General features: G+C 44.9%; 16 protein-coding genes. 4 read left to right on the forward strand and 12 right to left on the reverse strand.

Features of this window, described 5'->3' with window-relative positions; translation table 11 throughout:
• Together eutC and R7M92_RS03215 are read right to left on the reverse strand one after the other, a co-directional pair.
• Positions 1-885 carry an ethanolamine ammonia-lyase subunit EutC gene (gene eutC / locus R7M92_RS03210; RefSeq protein ID WP_205461100.1) on the reverse strand — a complete coding sequence of 295 codons (885 nt, stop codon included), beginning with the start codon at positions 883-885 and terminating at the stop codon, positions 1-3.
• Positions 878-2,290, reverse strand: coding sequence for an ethanolamine ammonia-lyase subunit EutB (locus tag R7M92_RS03215; protein WP_025768012.1), 1,413 nt, complete (start codon positions 2,288-2,290; stop codon positions 878-880). Before R7M92_RS03215 ends, eutC begins: the two co-directional genes overlap by 8 nt.
• 184 nt (positions 2,291-2,474) lie before the next feature.
• Between R7M92_RS03215 and R7M92_RS03220 the strand changes: the two genes are divergently transcribed.
• The gene (locus R7M92_RS03220) at positions 2,475-3,425 is read left to right on the forward strand and encodes a helix-turn-helix domain-containing protein (RefSeq protein WP_005373973.1); all 951 of its coding nucleotides are present in this window, start codon (positions 2,475-2,477) and stop codon (positions 3,423-3,425) included.
• A 44-nt stretch (positions 3,426-3,469) separates the two neighbouring features.
• On the opposite strand, the gene R7M92_RS03225 is transcribed toward R7M92_RS03220, so the two are convergent.
• On the reverse strand, positions 3,470-3,997 hold the full coding sequence (locus R7M92_RS03225; RefSeq protein ID WP_005373975.1) for a TetR/AcrR family transcriptional regulator: 528 nt from the start codon (positions 3,995-3,997) through the stop codon (positions 3,470-3,472).
• Positions 3,998-4,119: 122 nt separating this feature from the next.
• Here R7M92_RS03225 and R7M92_RS03230 point away from each other — a divergent pair, with 122 nt between their 5' ends.
• Positions 4,120-4,341 (forward strand): hypothetical protein, encoded by a 222-nt coding sequence (locus R7M92_RS03230; protein ID WP_017635120.1) that lies wholly within the window; start codon positions 4,120-4,122, stop codon positions 4,339-4,341.
• Between the two features lie 98 nt (positions 4,342-4,439).
• Here R7M92_RS03230 and R7M92_RS03235 read toward each other — a convergent pair whose 3' ends face one another.
• Together R7M92_RS03235 and R7M92_RS03240 are read right to left on the reverse strand one after the other, a co-directional pair.
• Complete coding sequence (locus tag R7M92_RS03235; RefSeq protein WP_318132680.1) at positions 4,440-4,811, reverse strand: VOC family protein; 372 nt, start codon at positions 4,809-4,811, stop codon at positions 4,440-4,442.
• 59 nt (positions 4,812-4,870) lie between these two features.
• Positions 4,871-5,761, reverse strand: coding sequence for a LysR family transcriptional regulator (locus tag R7M92_RS03240; protein WP_171344258.1), 891 nt, complete (start codon positions 5,759-5,761; stop codon positions 4,871-4,873).
• 109 nt (positions 5,762-5,870) lie between these two features.
• Between R7M92_RS03240 and R7M92_RS03245 the strand changes: the two genes are divergently transcribed.
• On the forward strand, positions 5,871-6,482 hold the full coding sequence (locus tag R7M92_RS03245; protein WP_213917179.1) for a LysE family translocator: 612 nt from the start codon (positions 5,871-5,873) through the stop codon (positions 6,480-6,482).
• Between the two features lie 131 nt (positions 6,483-6,613).
• On the opposite strand, the gene R7M92_RS03250 is transcribed toward R7M92_RS03245, so the two are convergent.
• The 3 genes from R7M92_RS03250 to R7M92_RS03260 form a co-directional block, all read right to left on the reverse strand.
• Positions 6,614-6,823, reverse strand: a complete 210-nt coding sequence (locus tag R7M92_RS03250) for a hypothetical protein (protein WP_005373984.1) — start codon at positions 6,821-6,823, stop codon at positions 6,614-6,616.
• A 105-nt stretch (positions 6,824-6,928) separates the two neighbouring features.
• Entirely contained in the window at positions 6,929-8,527 is a 1,599-nt protein-coding gene (gene groL, locus R7M92_RS03255) for a chaperonin GroEL (RefSeq protein ID WP_005388702.1), read from the reverse strand.
• Positions 8,528-8,560: 33 nt separating this feature from the next.
• The gene (locus R7M92_RS03260) at positions 8,561-8,851 is read right to left on the reverse strand and encodes a co-chaperone GroES (RefSeq protein ID WP_005373989.1); all 291 of its coding nucleotides are present in this window, start codon (positions 8,849-8,851) and stop codon (positions 8,561-8,563) included.
• A 267-nt stretch (positions 8,852-9,118) separates the two neighbouring features.
• Between R7M92_RS03260 and R7M92_RS03265 the strand changes: the two genes are divergently transcribed.
• On the forward strand, positions 9,119-9,469 hold the full coding sequence (locus tag R7M92_RS03265) for a rhodanese-like domain-containing protein (protein WP_064354509.1): 351 nt from the start codon (positions 9,119-9,121) through the stop codon (positions 9,467-9,469).
• Between the two features lie 93 nt (positions 9,470-9,562).
• Here R7M92_RS03265 and R7M92_RS03270 read toward each other — a convergent pair whose 3' ends face one another.
• The 4 genes from R7M92_RS03270 to R7M92_RS03285 form a co-directional block, all read right to left on the reverse strand.
• Positions 9,563-9,961 (reverse strand): GFA family protein, encoded by a 399-nt coding sequence (locus R7M92_RS03270; protein WP_005388696.1) that lies wholly within the window; start codon positions 9,959-9,961, stop codon positions 9,563-9,565.
• Positions 9,962-10,213: 252 nt separating this feature from the next.
• Positions 10,214-10,477: a DUF3012 domain-containing protein gene (locus tag R7M92_RS03275; protein ID WP_005373992.1), complete on the reverse strand. Its 264-nt coding sequence runs from the start codon at positions 10,475-10,477 to the stop codon at positions 10,214-10,216.
• Between the two features lie 194 nt (positions 10,478-10,671).
• Complete coding sequence (fni, locus tag R7M92_RS03280) at positions 10,672-11,691, reverse strand: type 2 isopentenyl-diphosphate Delta-isomerase (RefSeq protein ID WP_171344260.1); 1,020 nt, start codon at positions 11,689-11,691, stop codon at positions 10,672-10,674.
• Between the two features lie 238 nt (positions 11,692-11,929).
• Complete coding sequence (locus R7M92_RS03285) at positions 11,930-13,729, reverse strand: cation:proton antiporter (RefSeq protein WP_171344261.1); 1,800 nt, start codon at positions 13,727-13,729, stop codon at positions 11,930-11,932.
• Between the last annotated feature and the right edge of the window lie 129 nt (positions 13,730-13,858).

Consider the following 13,858-nt stretch of genomic DNA (forward strand, 5'->3'; position numbering starts at 1 on the left):
CTACTTTGATGAAATTAAAAAGTTGTCGCTGTGTTTATCTTCAACGCTTGCGCCACTTGGCTCATTGATATCGGAGCGGTCTTTCAGGTTCACTCCTGACAGTTGTAATTTTCGAGCCTCCTTGAGCAAGTAAAATGCGCGTTCACAGGCATCGTCATAGTTGAGCCCCTGGGGACGCACATTGGAAATGCAGTTTCTTTGGGAATCTTTAGAGCCTCGTTTAGCCCCCCAAGTGAGATACATACCCATGCTATCCGGAGAAGTTAGACCGGGTCTCTCTCCAATTAAAACCAGCACGGCCTTGGCGTTAAAACATTCACCAACATCATCCCCTACCGCTACTCTTCCTTGCTTTACGACTGTGATAGGTGCGAATTTCCATTGATGTTCATCATCAGCGCTTAAAAGAGAAATCAATCGAGTAACAACAGGCACGGCATGGTTTTGAATTGCGACGGAAGAAAGTCCATCAGCAATAACAATCGCAAGATCAATGTCAGTGTTATGCTCATTTGCTATCAAGTTGAGCGTTTGCCAAGAAGATTCATCGAGTTGCCTTCCTAAATCGGGCCTTTGCAGGTACATAAGCCGATCACTCACTTGGCTGCTCACTACCACTGGAGGCTCTAAGGTATTTTCAAGAATCGAGTAAGAGTCCGACAAACCAGCAACGAGAGACTCAATATTCAAACTACAATGCACTGCATCCATAGCTTGGGCATGATCCAGCTGAAATGAGAGTAACTCGTTGGTTGGTACACTGTTTCCGCTGCGACCCAGAGCGATCCGAGCAGAGGTGAAGTCGCGTAACTTGCCCCAAGGGTTGTGTGTGACAACTCCAGACTCATCTTGTGGGGACTGAGCAATGGTGATTACTTTACCCATGAGAATACCCCTTATTCAGTTGGTTAATTGCTCCCGAAAACGAGCGAGAGATTTGCTCACTTAACCGAACGTCTTGCACGCTCTCGAAAATCTGCATCTCCATTAACCATTTTTCAAACTCTGGTGCTGGCTTCAAACCGAGTACTTTTCTTGCGTAAAGGGCATCGTGAAATGAGGTAGTTTGATAGTTGAGCATGATGTCATCAGACCCTGGAATACCCATGATGAACGAGCACTCGGCCACACCTAATAGTGTCAGCAAGTTATCCATGTCATTCTGATCGGCATAGGCATGATTGGTGTAACAGATATCGCAACCCATAGGTAAACCAAGCAACTTCCCACAGAAATGATCTTCAAGCCCAGCACGAATGATCTGTTTGCCATCAAACAGATACTCAGGGCCAATAAACCCAACGACAGTATTAACCAACAAAGGATCGAACTGTTTCGCGACAGCATAAGCGCGGGCTTCACAAGTCTGCTGATCGACCCCATGAAACGCATTCGCAGACAGCGCTGTACCTTGTCCGGTCTCAAAATACATCACATTGTTTCCTACACTGCCTCGATTCAAAGACAACGCGGCTTCATGGGCCTCTTTCAAAATCGACAAGTCGATTCCGAAGGTATCATTCGTCCCTTGCGTGCCGCCTATCGACTGAAAAACGAGATCGACTGGTGCACCCATTTCAATGGCTTCGATCGTGTTCGTGACATGAGTTAACACACAAGACTGAGTCGGTATTTGATAGTGTTGAATCACCTCATCCATTAAGTTCATTAACTTAATAGCTTGAGGTACATTATCTGTTGCCGGATTGATACCGATAACCGCATCGCCATTTCCGTACATCAGACCATCAAAAATGGTCGCTGCGATACCGTTGAGAGAATCAGTGGGATGATTCGGCTGTAAGCGAGTAGACAGGCGACTCGGCAAACCTATCGTATTCCGAAAAGCCGTGACAACTTGGCATTTTTTAGCAACGAGAATCAAATCCTGGTTGCGCATAATCTTACTGACTGCGGCCACCATTTCTGGTGTTAAACCTTGACGAATTTTAGCCAACGTTTCACCATCGGCTTCTTCACTCAGCAGCCAATTTCGAAAATCTCCGACCGTCAAGTGCTCAATCGGCTTAAAGGCTTCAAGGTCATGCGTATCGATAATTAGGCGAGTGATATCGTCGCTTTCGTATGGAATAACCGCCTCGTTAAGAAACGTTTTAAGTGGTAACTCAGACAGCGCCATTTGTGCGACTACACGTTCTGCCGCTGACTGAGCACAAACCCCGGCTAACGCATCGCCTGAGCGCTCCGGTGTCGCTTTCGCCATCAAGTCAGCTAATGACTTAAAGGTATAGACTTTACTTCCTTGTTGCCGACGATAAGTTGCCGTCATTGCTCTTCCTCTTCACTATTTGGTTCGCTTTTTGCTGAACTATCAATAAGCTTTAAGAAAGTATTGCCAAATGTGTTCCTTAGCGTTATCAAAAACTGGCAACATTTATAAACCAATAATAAACAATGAGTTATATAAATACTGCTCCAACATGACTCACAAAAAAGGAATGAGCATCACAAGGATGAGTAACCAAATGCCCCAAACTGCACCAATGCTGTGCATCCATCACACTAAGGATGCAAACCAACAAGCTGCGAGTCTGATAAACTGGCAACAGGAATATGACCAACTCAGCGATGGTCGATTTTTAGGTCAAATTCGAGAACGACGATTTCCCAATTTCCATGTGTTTCGTGAAGACAGTAACCGCTCGCTAAGACAGCAATGCAGGGTTGAAGAGGGAGGTATTTGGTTGGGTTTGAGTGCGGAAAATAAGCCGCTACACCTAAATCACAGTCAGTTTAATTCAAGCCAACTTTTGCTTAGGCAAGGTGGCGCTGATTTTGAGTTAATGACACCGGAGCAGTTTTCTATCTATGGAATAGTGCTCGACAAAAACTTCGTTCACATCATAGAAAATCAACTTGAGCTTGGGAGTATCCAAAACAACACATTACACTTAACGGGTTTGACGGAAAAACACATTCAACAACTTAAATACTACTTAGGCACGTTACTTGGTTCCGCCGAGCCAAGATGGTCTGAAACCACACATCAAGCAATCTTAAAAGATATTGTGCTGGAGTTGTTCTCACTCAGTTCACTACACACGAGCCATCCGATATCAATCTCTCATCGTCAACACGTGATGCACCGTATAAAACAACAGCTACAGGATCTAGACTACCGTACACCGATAACCGTCAGTGAACTGTGTGACGCAGTACACGTCAGTCGTCGCACACTACAGTACACCTTTGAACATTGCTGTAATACTTCCCCAAAGCAGTTCATACATCGAATGCGCCTGAATCAAGTACGTAGAGTGCTACAAAGCCCTGAAGATAATCGAACAATTGCAGAAATCGCTTTTGACTTTGGTTTTTTCCATCTCGGGCAGTTCAGTCAAAGCTACAAGCGGCTATTTGGTGAGACGCCAACTGAAACGAGAAAATGGGAGCCCAGCAAATAAAATGACAGGCAGTATATTCTTTCAGATCCTGCGTTGGGGCCATGTTATGCAGTCGCAATGATTTGCTGAAACTTAGCATGAAGCTCTTCAAGTGCCGCTTCAACATCCGGTTCTGCACGGCTCAAGTGCGAGATTAACGTCATAAAATAGCAGTCAAAAATCAGCGGTATTTTTCCCTCAAGGACGGAGCTTCCGTTTACAGATTGAAACAAAGCTTGGTTAAACGACTGATAATAATCCAAATCCCAAATCACCTCTTTCAACAAAGCTCGGCTCAGCTCAACGTTCGCAAAATAGTAGCGATAGTATTTCTCCGTCAGCGCCAAACCAATGTCGATATCGGTTTTACCTTCCACACTGACTAGCGTTTCTTGGCTGATCTGTTGCAGTTGCGCCAGCATCCCTTCGCGCAAAATCGACAGTTTAGTCGGGAAATGGCTGAACACTGTGCCATCGGCTACTCCTGCTTCTCTCGCTATCTGCCTTGTGGTCGTCATGTCATAGCCATTTTGAGCAAAAGATGCCCATGCGGCTTTTAGAATTTTATCTCTGGTTTGTTGTCGCTTCGTCATTGATGTGTCTGCTTAATGAGCCTGAAAGGATCATACCTTGCGTGGTTGAGATTGACAAATTGAGCGCGCTCATTTATAAAATTGAGCATGCTCATTTTATATAAAAACAAAAGGAATCGCTCATGTACGTATTAAACAAACTAGGCCAAGGATTGATTTTCTTCCCGACCATCTTCTGCTTTTCGTATATTTTAAGACCGATATTAATGGTCATCCTTATTCCAGGAGGACTCGCACTTTTGGCGTTAATCGGTGGCGCAGAAGTCAGAGCGGAACTCAAAGCCATGCTGCTTGAGGAGTTTTTTGGCGTTAGCCCATCGCACACCACCTCGAAAAAGGCGTGAGTGCGCTACAAACGTTGGCAAGGCTAAGTAAAAAAGAAAACGCGCAGATATCGAGATCTCAATACCTGCGCGTAGATGCGGTGAAAATAAGACTGGCGTTAGTCAGTATTCATGTTCTGGCCAATTCGCCATAAAACGCCACTAGGGTCAAACAAACAACATTCGCGCATGCCCCAAGGTTGCTCGACTAGCTCTGTCAAACGCGAACCAAATTCCTCATGACCCACTTTGGATAAGTGCTGATGCCAACTTTCTGCGTCTTCTACGAGCAAGTGCATCATGAAGTTATTGCCGTGTTCTGGCTCATAAAAATTCTGTAAAAGAAACGCGCAGCTACGTTGAGAGAAGTATGCTACATCACCGAAGTCCGACGCCATTTCAAAGCCAATCGCCTCATAAAAGCGTTTTGATAGCGCGTAATCTTTCGCCGGAACAAATGATTTGATTTCAACAATATTGAGGTTTTCCATTTCCAATTTCCTAAGCCTTTTTCCATAAAACTGACTGACGTAATCTCGCTCTATGCCTTCTATTCGCCTTGCGTAATCTGCTGTGATGACAGTGGCACACACTCTGCCATTTGCGTTTGTAACCATGTGATAAATTTATGTTCGAGTTCTGTACGCTTTTTATCTTGACTCAATAAAACGTAATTGCAACTTGATGGAGAAAACCCAAATGGTGCGACCAAATTACCACGCTTAATATCGTCCATGACAAAAGGATACGATCCCATTGCGACGCCTAAGCCGTCCACCGCTGCTTGTATGCAAAAATAAAAATGCGCGAATGATTGCTGAGTGTTGCCGTTGAAAGTTTCACAACGTGTTGATTGCTGCCAATCCGCCCAAGCATTCGGTCTGGTTTGGCTATTCAACAATCGAGCTGCTTTCAAATTGTCTTTAATGGATTGCCAATACTCAGGAGAAAATACCGGCCCCACCCACTCTTCCACAAGAACGGTTTTGTCGTAATCGTGATGCTGCGCAAAATCGTCTCGACGAATCGCCATCGAAAGCCCAGTTGATCCTAATGTTACCGGGCCACCAGCCGTCGACAAACGAACATCAGCACGGTGTTCATCATTAAACGCGGCCAACCTTGGCATCAACCAGCGCATGGTTAATGTCGGTTCACAAGACACTTCAAGATGCTGATGCTTCTCTTGCATAAGCGTATTCACGCCTGTTTCTAGCGTTTGGAATGCCGTTTCTGTGTATGTCTTGAGTAATTCGCCTTCTGCCGTCAACACGACTTTCCTGCCCTCTTTGAAGAACAAAGGTTGAGACAGATATTGCTCAAGTTGCTTGATCTGCTTACTCACGGCTCCGTGGGTAATGTTCAGTTTGTCAGCCGCTTCAGTGTAGCTTGAAGAACTCGCCGCAACGTGGAAGACATAAAAAGATTTCAGGTGACGCATCTGTGAGTTTTTCTCACCAATATGGGAATGTTTTTCGATTATAGTCAGTAATAAAGACGCCTACAATTCCGCTACATCCCAGACTTCATCATTCAAACAGGAAATCGATATGGAATTTGTAACTCTTGCGTTATTAGGTGTGCTTATTGTTATTAGCCCTGGCGCAGACTTTGTTTTGGTATTAAGAAATAGCTTAAATCAAGGACGAAAAGCAGGCGTATACAGTGCGATTGGTATCAGCATGGCGATAAGCATCCACATCGCTTACTCCATGCTGGGGATCAGTTACTTAATTTCACAAAATGAATGGTTGTTTAATCTCGTGCGCTATCTTGGGGCCGCTTATCTTGTCTACCTTGGGATTAAAGGAATATTCTCCTCGCAACCTGCATCAAACTCAGAAACCGTTCAACAGAGCGAGTATTCAATGTGGCGATTTTTCATGCAGGGATTTCTGTGTAATTTACTCAATCCCAAGACGATGCTGTTTTTTCTGAGTATTTTTAGCCAAGTGATTTCTCCCGACTCTAATCAGCAACACATCGCCTTTTTTTACGGGATTTATATGATTGCGCTGCATGGTATTTGGTTTTCTATCGTTGCTGTTTTATTCACGTCATCCCAGCTACAAGCTTTCTTGTTGAAGATTAAGCATCGACTCAATCAAGCATGTGGGGCGGGATTAATCATTTTCGGCGCAATGCTGGGCTTAAAGGTGTAGTGCGCTTGCGGTCCGATTATCCCAATTCAAATTGATCATTGAACAAGTGGCAGTAATCAATTAAAAATCTACATTATCAATACTTTAAATTAGAAAAAAACAGCCAACGTACGCTGGCTGTTTCGATACAGTTAATGGATGACCCGAGCGTCCCCTTTAAATAACTGAGACAGATCGATAGTGAATATCGTCACCGTCGGACGTTTAGGCAGAGCATTTTCGATCGAAAACTCTGGCCCAGCTGGAACGAGGGGGAAGTGAATAGCAGTCGGCCACGTTGACGAAGCTTCATTACCGCCCGGCTCAGATATTGAGAAAGAAAACGCAGGTAAACGGGTCATAACACTTACCTCAAATGACTGATTAGCGGGCTCAAGCGAGCCCGCTTAGGTTTTGCAATGTTATTGTTATTTTAACGCTTACTTAATCACTAACGGTTGATGACGTTAGATATCAAGTTCTTTGTCTTCAACGTGGTTGGTGATCATCGCTTCAGTGGTGATCATCAAGCCAGCAACAGACGCTGCGAATTGAAGCGCTGAACGTGTTACTTTCGCAGGGTCCAAGATGCCCATTTCGATCATGTTGCCGTATTCACCTGTTGCAGCGTTGTAACCGTAATCGGCATCACCCGCTTTAACAGCGTTCGCCACAACAGAAGCTTCGTCACCTGCGTTAGTTGCGATTTGACGAAGAGGCTCTTCCATTGCACGTAGCGCAACTCGGATACCCACGTTTTGGTCATCATTGTCGCCTTTTAGATCCGCCAATTCTTTCGCGATCTTAGTTAGGGCAACACCACCACCAGCAACAATACCTTCTTCAACCGCTGCGCGAGTAGCGTGTAGTGCATCGTCCACGCGATCTTTCTTCTCTTTCATCTCAACTTCGGTTGCAGCGCCGATCTTGATCACCGCTACGCCGCCAGAAAGCTTCGCAACACGTTGTTGAAGCTTGTCTTTATCGTATTGAGAGGTGGTTGTTTCGATTTGTTTTTCAATCGAAGCCACACGATCAGCAATCGCGCTTGCTTCTGCTGCGCCACCCACAATGGTTGTTGTGTCTTTGGTAATGGTCACTTTCTTCGCACTACCTAGTTGCTCTAACGTTGCTTTTTCGAGCTCTAGGCCGATTTCTTCAGAGATGACCGTACCAGCAGTTAGTACCGCAATGTCTTCCATCATCGCTTTACGGTTGTCACCAAAGCCAGGCGCTTTCACCGCAGTCGCACGCACGATGCCGCGCATGTTGTTCACAACCAATGTCGCTAGCGCTTCACCTTCGATGTCTTCAGCAATGATCAATAGCGAGCGAGAAGATTTCGCCACTTCTTCTAATACAGGCAATAGCTCGCGGATGCTACTGACTTTTTTGTCCACCAATAGGATGTAAGGGTTGTCTAGCTCTACGCTGCCATTTTCTTGGTTAGTGATGAAGTATGGCGACAAGTAACCGCGGTCGAATTGCATACCTTCAACCACAGACAATTCGTTGTTTAGACCTTGGCCTTCTTCCACCGTAATCACGCCATTGCGACCCACTTTTTCCATCGCTTCTGCAATGATTTCACCGATCGCGCGATCGCTGTTTGCAGAAATGCTACCCACTTGGGTGATGGATTCTTTGTCGCTGCATGGCTTAGACATTTCACGTAGTTTCTCAACCGCCGCTTCAGTGGCTTTGTCGATACCACGTTTTAGGTCCATTGGGTTCATGCCAGAGGCTACCGCTTTAAGACCTTCATTGATGAAAGATTGCGCCAGTACGGTAGCCGTCGTTGTACCGTCCCCCGCTTCATCATTCGCTTTGGACGCCACTTGTTTCACCATTTGTGCGCCCATGTTTTCGAACTTATCTTTCAGTTCGATTTCTTTCGCTACAGACACGCCATCTTTGGTGATGGTTGGCGCGCCGTAAGATTTATCAAGCACAACGTTGCGGCCTTTCGGGCCTAGTGTCACTTTTACTGCGTCCGCCAGTAAGTTCACACCTTTCAGCATTTTTTGACGTGCGTCATTAGCAAATAATACGTCTTTTGCAGCCATGGTTATCTCCTCAAAAAACTACTACAAAAATAATTACTCAACGATTGCTAACACATCAGATTCGGACAGAATTAAGTATTCTGCGCCGTCAATTTTCTCGGTTTTCACGCCGTAACCGTCATTGAAAATGATTTGGTCGCCCACTTTGACTTCCATCGCAGCGCGTTCGCCATTTTCAAGACGTTTACCTAAACCAACAGCAATGACTTTCCCGCGGTTTGATTTTTTCACCGACTGAGAAGTTAAAACGATTCCCCCTTCAGATTTATTTTCCACCTCTTGTCTTTCAACAATTAGCTTGTCATTTAAAGGACGAATTTTCATTTTTAAGTGCCTCCTACTTGGAACCAAAAATAAAAGACAAAATAAACATCAAGATGGATTTGCGAGTCGACAGCTCGCTTTCGATGAAAATAATAAGGTCGAAAAATTAGAGTTCAAGAGGTGAATTTGATAAAAATTTTTTATTAAATTAAATAAAATTTTCTATCGAATTATCGCATTCACAACTACTTAGCATCTCTTTATGATGGAAAATATGCTCAATCAAATCTAGAGTGGTTACGTACTCTTAAAAAGGATAATCAAACAATGAAAAAGGCCGTATCTCTATTTCTTGCAACGTTGTGCGTTGGCTTCCTCTCCCCCAACGTGTCGGCTTCTGAACGCGCTGAACAAGGGTGGCAATTGATTGACAAGGGCGCGATGATTGTCGATGTGCGTACGCCGCAAGAGTTTTCTGAAGGGCATTTGGATAATGCCGTCAACTTCCCTTTATCTGAACTTGATAAACATTTTCAAGACGTCGATAAAGATCAAGCTATCGTGTTGTACTGTCGCAGTGGTAACCGCTCTGGCAAAGCGTATCAATACTTACAATCGCAAGGCTTTACGAATCTGCACAATGCAGGTGGCTTTGAAGAACTACAAGACGCCAAATAGTCGTCTCCGTTCTAATATACAAAGTAAAAGCACAGAGCGCGTCGCAAGCGTATTGTAACGCGCTCTGTTTCTAAATACTTATCTACAACAACTCTATTTTGGCCCTGCATCAAATTGAGTCAGGTTATCCGATATCTCGAGCCACGGCGCTTTCGACGCGACAAAAATATGGAAATCGGGCTTGTGAGAAGGTGTGTCATCCAAGATACCAAGGCGAATATTGACGATCCCATTGTTCTTTTTCGAATACAGACTTGATCCGCAGTGGCGACAAAAGCATAGCATGGTATTTTCGCTTTTCTGATAAGTTTGAATATCTTCTTTCCCTTGGATAATAAGCAGTTTATCCAACGCAATACCACCGGCAGATGAATAGTCAGAACCTGTGAACTTGCGGCATTCAGAGCAATGGCAATTTCCCATGTACTTGAATTCATCTGCCACTTCCAACTTTACCTTGCCGCACAGACATGAGCCTTTCAGTACTTCCATTTGAATTCCTTTTTGTTATGAATCTAATTGAATTAGATGGCTATCTCGACACCATGCCACTGCAATACGAAAAATTAAAGACAGGCAATACAGGTTTTCAAAAATGAAACGAAAATGTAAAACATTCCATTCAGAGGGAAGTGCGCTCGACACGTGAAAAATCGAGCTATTTTAGATACAAAAACACCAAGCAATAACGCTTGGTGTTTACCTCACAGAATGTCGCCTCAGAAAAGGCGCTTTCCGCTGTGCTTAAAAAATGCAGTGTTTAGTAAAGCTGGTCGCTTCGTTTGCAGTCCAGTCACCTTTCGGCTTATCTTTCAGGTTTTCACACCATTGCTCGCTGCCGACACCATCTTGCAGAACACAATGCTTTGCAAAGTCTACCGCGTTGTCTGCTGTCCATTCTGTTTTTGGCTTATCGCGCATGTCGTTACACCAGCCTTCAGTGCCCACTTCATCACTACAAGCGGTCAAAGCAGAAGCCGCCAACATCAGCATGACTAGTTTTTTCATAAATTTAAGGTTCCAGTTGCAAACAATAGTAAAATTAAACTCAATCTCTTCAACACATGCCCATTCAAGTGTCTGAATAAAGGCGTCACTAGCTGAAGTGACTTTTGTATCAACTATAACGAAATTATCAGTCTACGTGTTAAGACACCGAAAAATTATTGAGCGACTCTGTGTAAAGCGCGCCATTCTAAAAGCTATAGGCAGCGCGCTTTTGTTAGCTCACCAACCTTAAAAGAGCCAGTACCAAAGCACGCTAAACGCAGCTCTAATGCCATTTGTTCAAAGTGATCGACGACAGACTGCGTGCTGATCGTCGCAGCTTTTAATACTGCACCTGCTTGCCCAATGAGATTAGCACCCAGATGAATGGCTTTCGCCGCTTCAAGCCCATTACGAACACCTCCCGAGGCGATCAACGGTAATGTAGGATGCAGTGCGCGGATTTGAGCCAAACATGTTGCCGTCGGGACACCCCAATCGCGGAAAAGCTCGGCTGCACGCTGCATTCTCGGATTATCTTGGCAATACCCTTCAACCGCACTCCAGCTTGTACCACCCGCGCCCGCAACGTCAATTGCATCCACACCAGCATCAATTAATCGCTGCGCAACGTGTCCGCTAATACCAAAACCGACTTCTTTGATAATGATAGGAACCTTCACGCGAGATTTAAGCATCTCAATTGCCTGGAAAACACCAACCCAATTGTGGTCGCCATTTTTCTGAAACGCTTCCTGCATTGGATTAACGTGCACAAACAAGGCATCTGCTTGAATCGCCTCAACCGCACGTTGCGCATTATCGAGTTTACCTTTATCGAGCAATTGAGCGGCTCCAAGATTGGAATACAACGGTACTTCTTTCGCCAACTCACGAATGGTTTTACCCAAGCCCGAATGCTGACTTTCTTCTAAGCTAATCCGTTGCGAGCCGACGCCCATGGCAATACCTAATTCACTTGCGGCTTCAGCCAAACGACAATTGATCGTTTCTGCGTCTTTTGCTCCGCCAGTCATCGAGCTAATCAAAAATGGTAGCGCTAATTGATGACCAAGAAACTCTGTCGATAAATCGATCGCGTGAAAGTCACATTCTGGCAGCGCACAGTGTTCAAACTCGACAGACTCAAAACCCGCCGTTTTATGCTTCATGCTCATATCATGATGTAAAACAGCATCTAGGTGTAAATCTTTTCGGTTAGTTTGCGGAGCCATAATGTCACCCTAAAGTAAAATAGTCGCGCAGTATTGCGATCCTTATCAGTAACGTCAATGCGAATTTTGTGAATTTGCCGGATTACTTTTCCGAAACGAGTAATGAATCTCGACTCCCCCTGACATTATAAGAAAAGAAACTCGCTTTCCGTTTTCAACAAGCCGGCAAGTTTCTCTTCAAATTGAGATAATCAGCGTATGATACCCATGATGCAAATGGATCACATTGCTTTGTGGTTTACTTTACGCTGTCCGACAGAATTAGCGACACAACAGTGCTTGTCGTCGTTGGTTCAAACTGTTCGGGATCATCACAGAATTGAATTTTTCCTTTTTCTTCTACATGGAACAGCGGTACAACTGAACTACCTTTGTGATGCGCTAAATAGTCTTGATACGTGAAGTTATCGCTCAATTTCGTGTGTTTAACCTCTGCACCACGACTTAACATACTGGCTAGCTGGGTATAGCTTACATTGCCGCCCATCAGCAATTTACCATGGTACTCCTGAGCCACGGAGTGCTTCTCGCTGCCATTGCCGTTGGTTTTCACTTTTTGTAAGCAGTGAACTTTATCTTCCCCAAACTCGTCGACGAATTGCATGCAAGCCATAATGTTGAAATGCTGATCGGGCGTTAATGCAACCACTTGTCCAACTCCTATCAAGTTCAAGTTGTCGTCCGCGTGACTAGAAATAGGGTTGCCGTAATAGTAATCCAATCCCAACATACGAACCTGACTGATGTACTCCCAGTTTGAGTCAGTCATTAATACGCGACGGTCATAACGCGCCAGCGCCTGCCCTATCTCTCTTGCAACTCGGTTAGCACCAATCAACAAGAAGCCGCGTGGTGCTGGCTCTGCGACGCCCAATGTCAGCGCTATAGGACGTGCCGTCGCACTTTGTAACACGACCGTTCCTATGATCACCATGAAGGTCATAGGGACCAGTAAAATCGCTTCATCAATGCCGTATTCAGTCAATTTGATCGCGAAAAGAGACGAAATCGAAGCTGCAACAATACCGCGCGGTGCAACCCAAGACAAAAACAGCTTATCTTTAAGACGCAAGTTGCTGCGGAAGGTTGAAAGAAAAATCGATAACGGACGCGACACTAACTGCATAAATACAAACAACAATAACGCACCGCTACCTAGCGCAGCAAAATCATCCAGACTGATTCGAGCCGCAAGGAAGATGAACAATCCGGTGATCAGTAAAATGGTTAAATGCTCTTTAAAGTGCAGAATTTGCTGAATATTGATGTCTTTAGCGTTTGCGAGCCACATACCCATTACGGTGACGGTTAGTAACCCAGCTTCAGACTCAATGTGGTTAGAGACCGAAAATACACCTAGAACCACCATCAAAACCGCAAATGGCTGCAAATATTCCGGTAGCCAAGAACGACGCATGATCGTCGCAACTGCATAGCCTGAGGCCGCACCTAGCATGACACCGACAGCAATGATCGTCCCAAACACTTCGACGCTATTTATCGCACTGTGAGATACGATAAACTCGTAAACCATCACAACAAAAAGCGCACCGAGCGGGTCAATCAAAATCCCTTCCCAGCGCAAAATGTTAGCAAGCGTACTGTTAGGTCTTACGGTTCGTAGAAGTGGTACGATGACCGTCGGCCCTGTTACTACGGTTAAGCTGCCGAACAACATGGCAAGCTCCCAAGTAAAGCCGAGGAAATAGTGTGTTGCGATACTGGTCGCTGCCCACGAAATGATCGCCCCGATGGAAACAATGCTCCATACCGAACCACTCACGCCACGAATTTCTTTAAAATTTAAGGTCAAACTGCCTTCAAATAAAATCACTGCCACCGCTAAAGAGACCAACGGAAAGAGCAAATTACCTAATATCTCATCAGGGTTTAACCACTGCATAAATGGCCCGACGATCAGCCCTGCCAACAACAAAAATAAAATCGCTGGCAAACGCAATCGCCAAGCTAACCATTGGCAACCTAAACCAATAACCCCAACCGCTGACAGCACCAGCGCTTCATTACCCACTTGCATCAATAATTACCTGTTTTTGTCTTTTTTCGCGTGAATGCGCTATACCCGAATACATTCAGCCTTACGGTCAAATAGAAACAACCGAACGTGCAAATCAAACGACTGACCTTCGATGACATCGCTACGAAA

Source organism: Vibrio sp. Vb2880 (assembly GCF_033337975.1).
GTDB classification, from domain to species: domain Bacteria; phylum Pseudomonadota; class Gammaproteobacteria; order Enterobacterales; family Vibrionaceae; genus Vibrio; species Vibrio alginolyticus.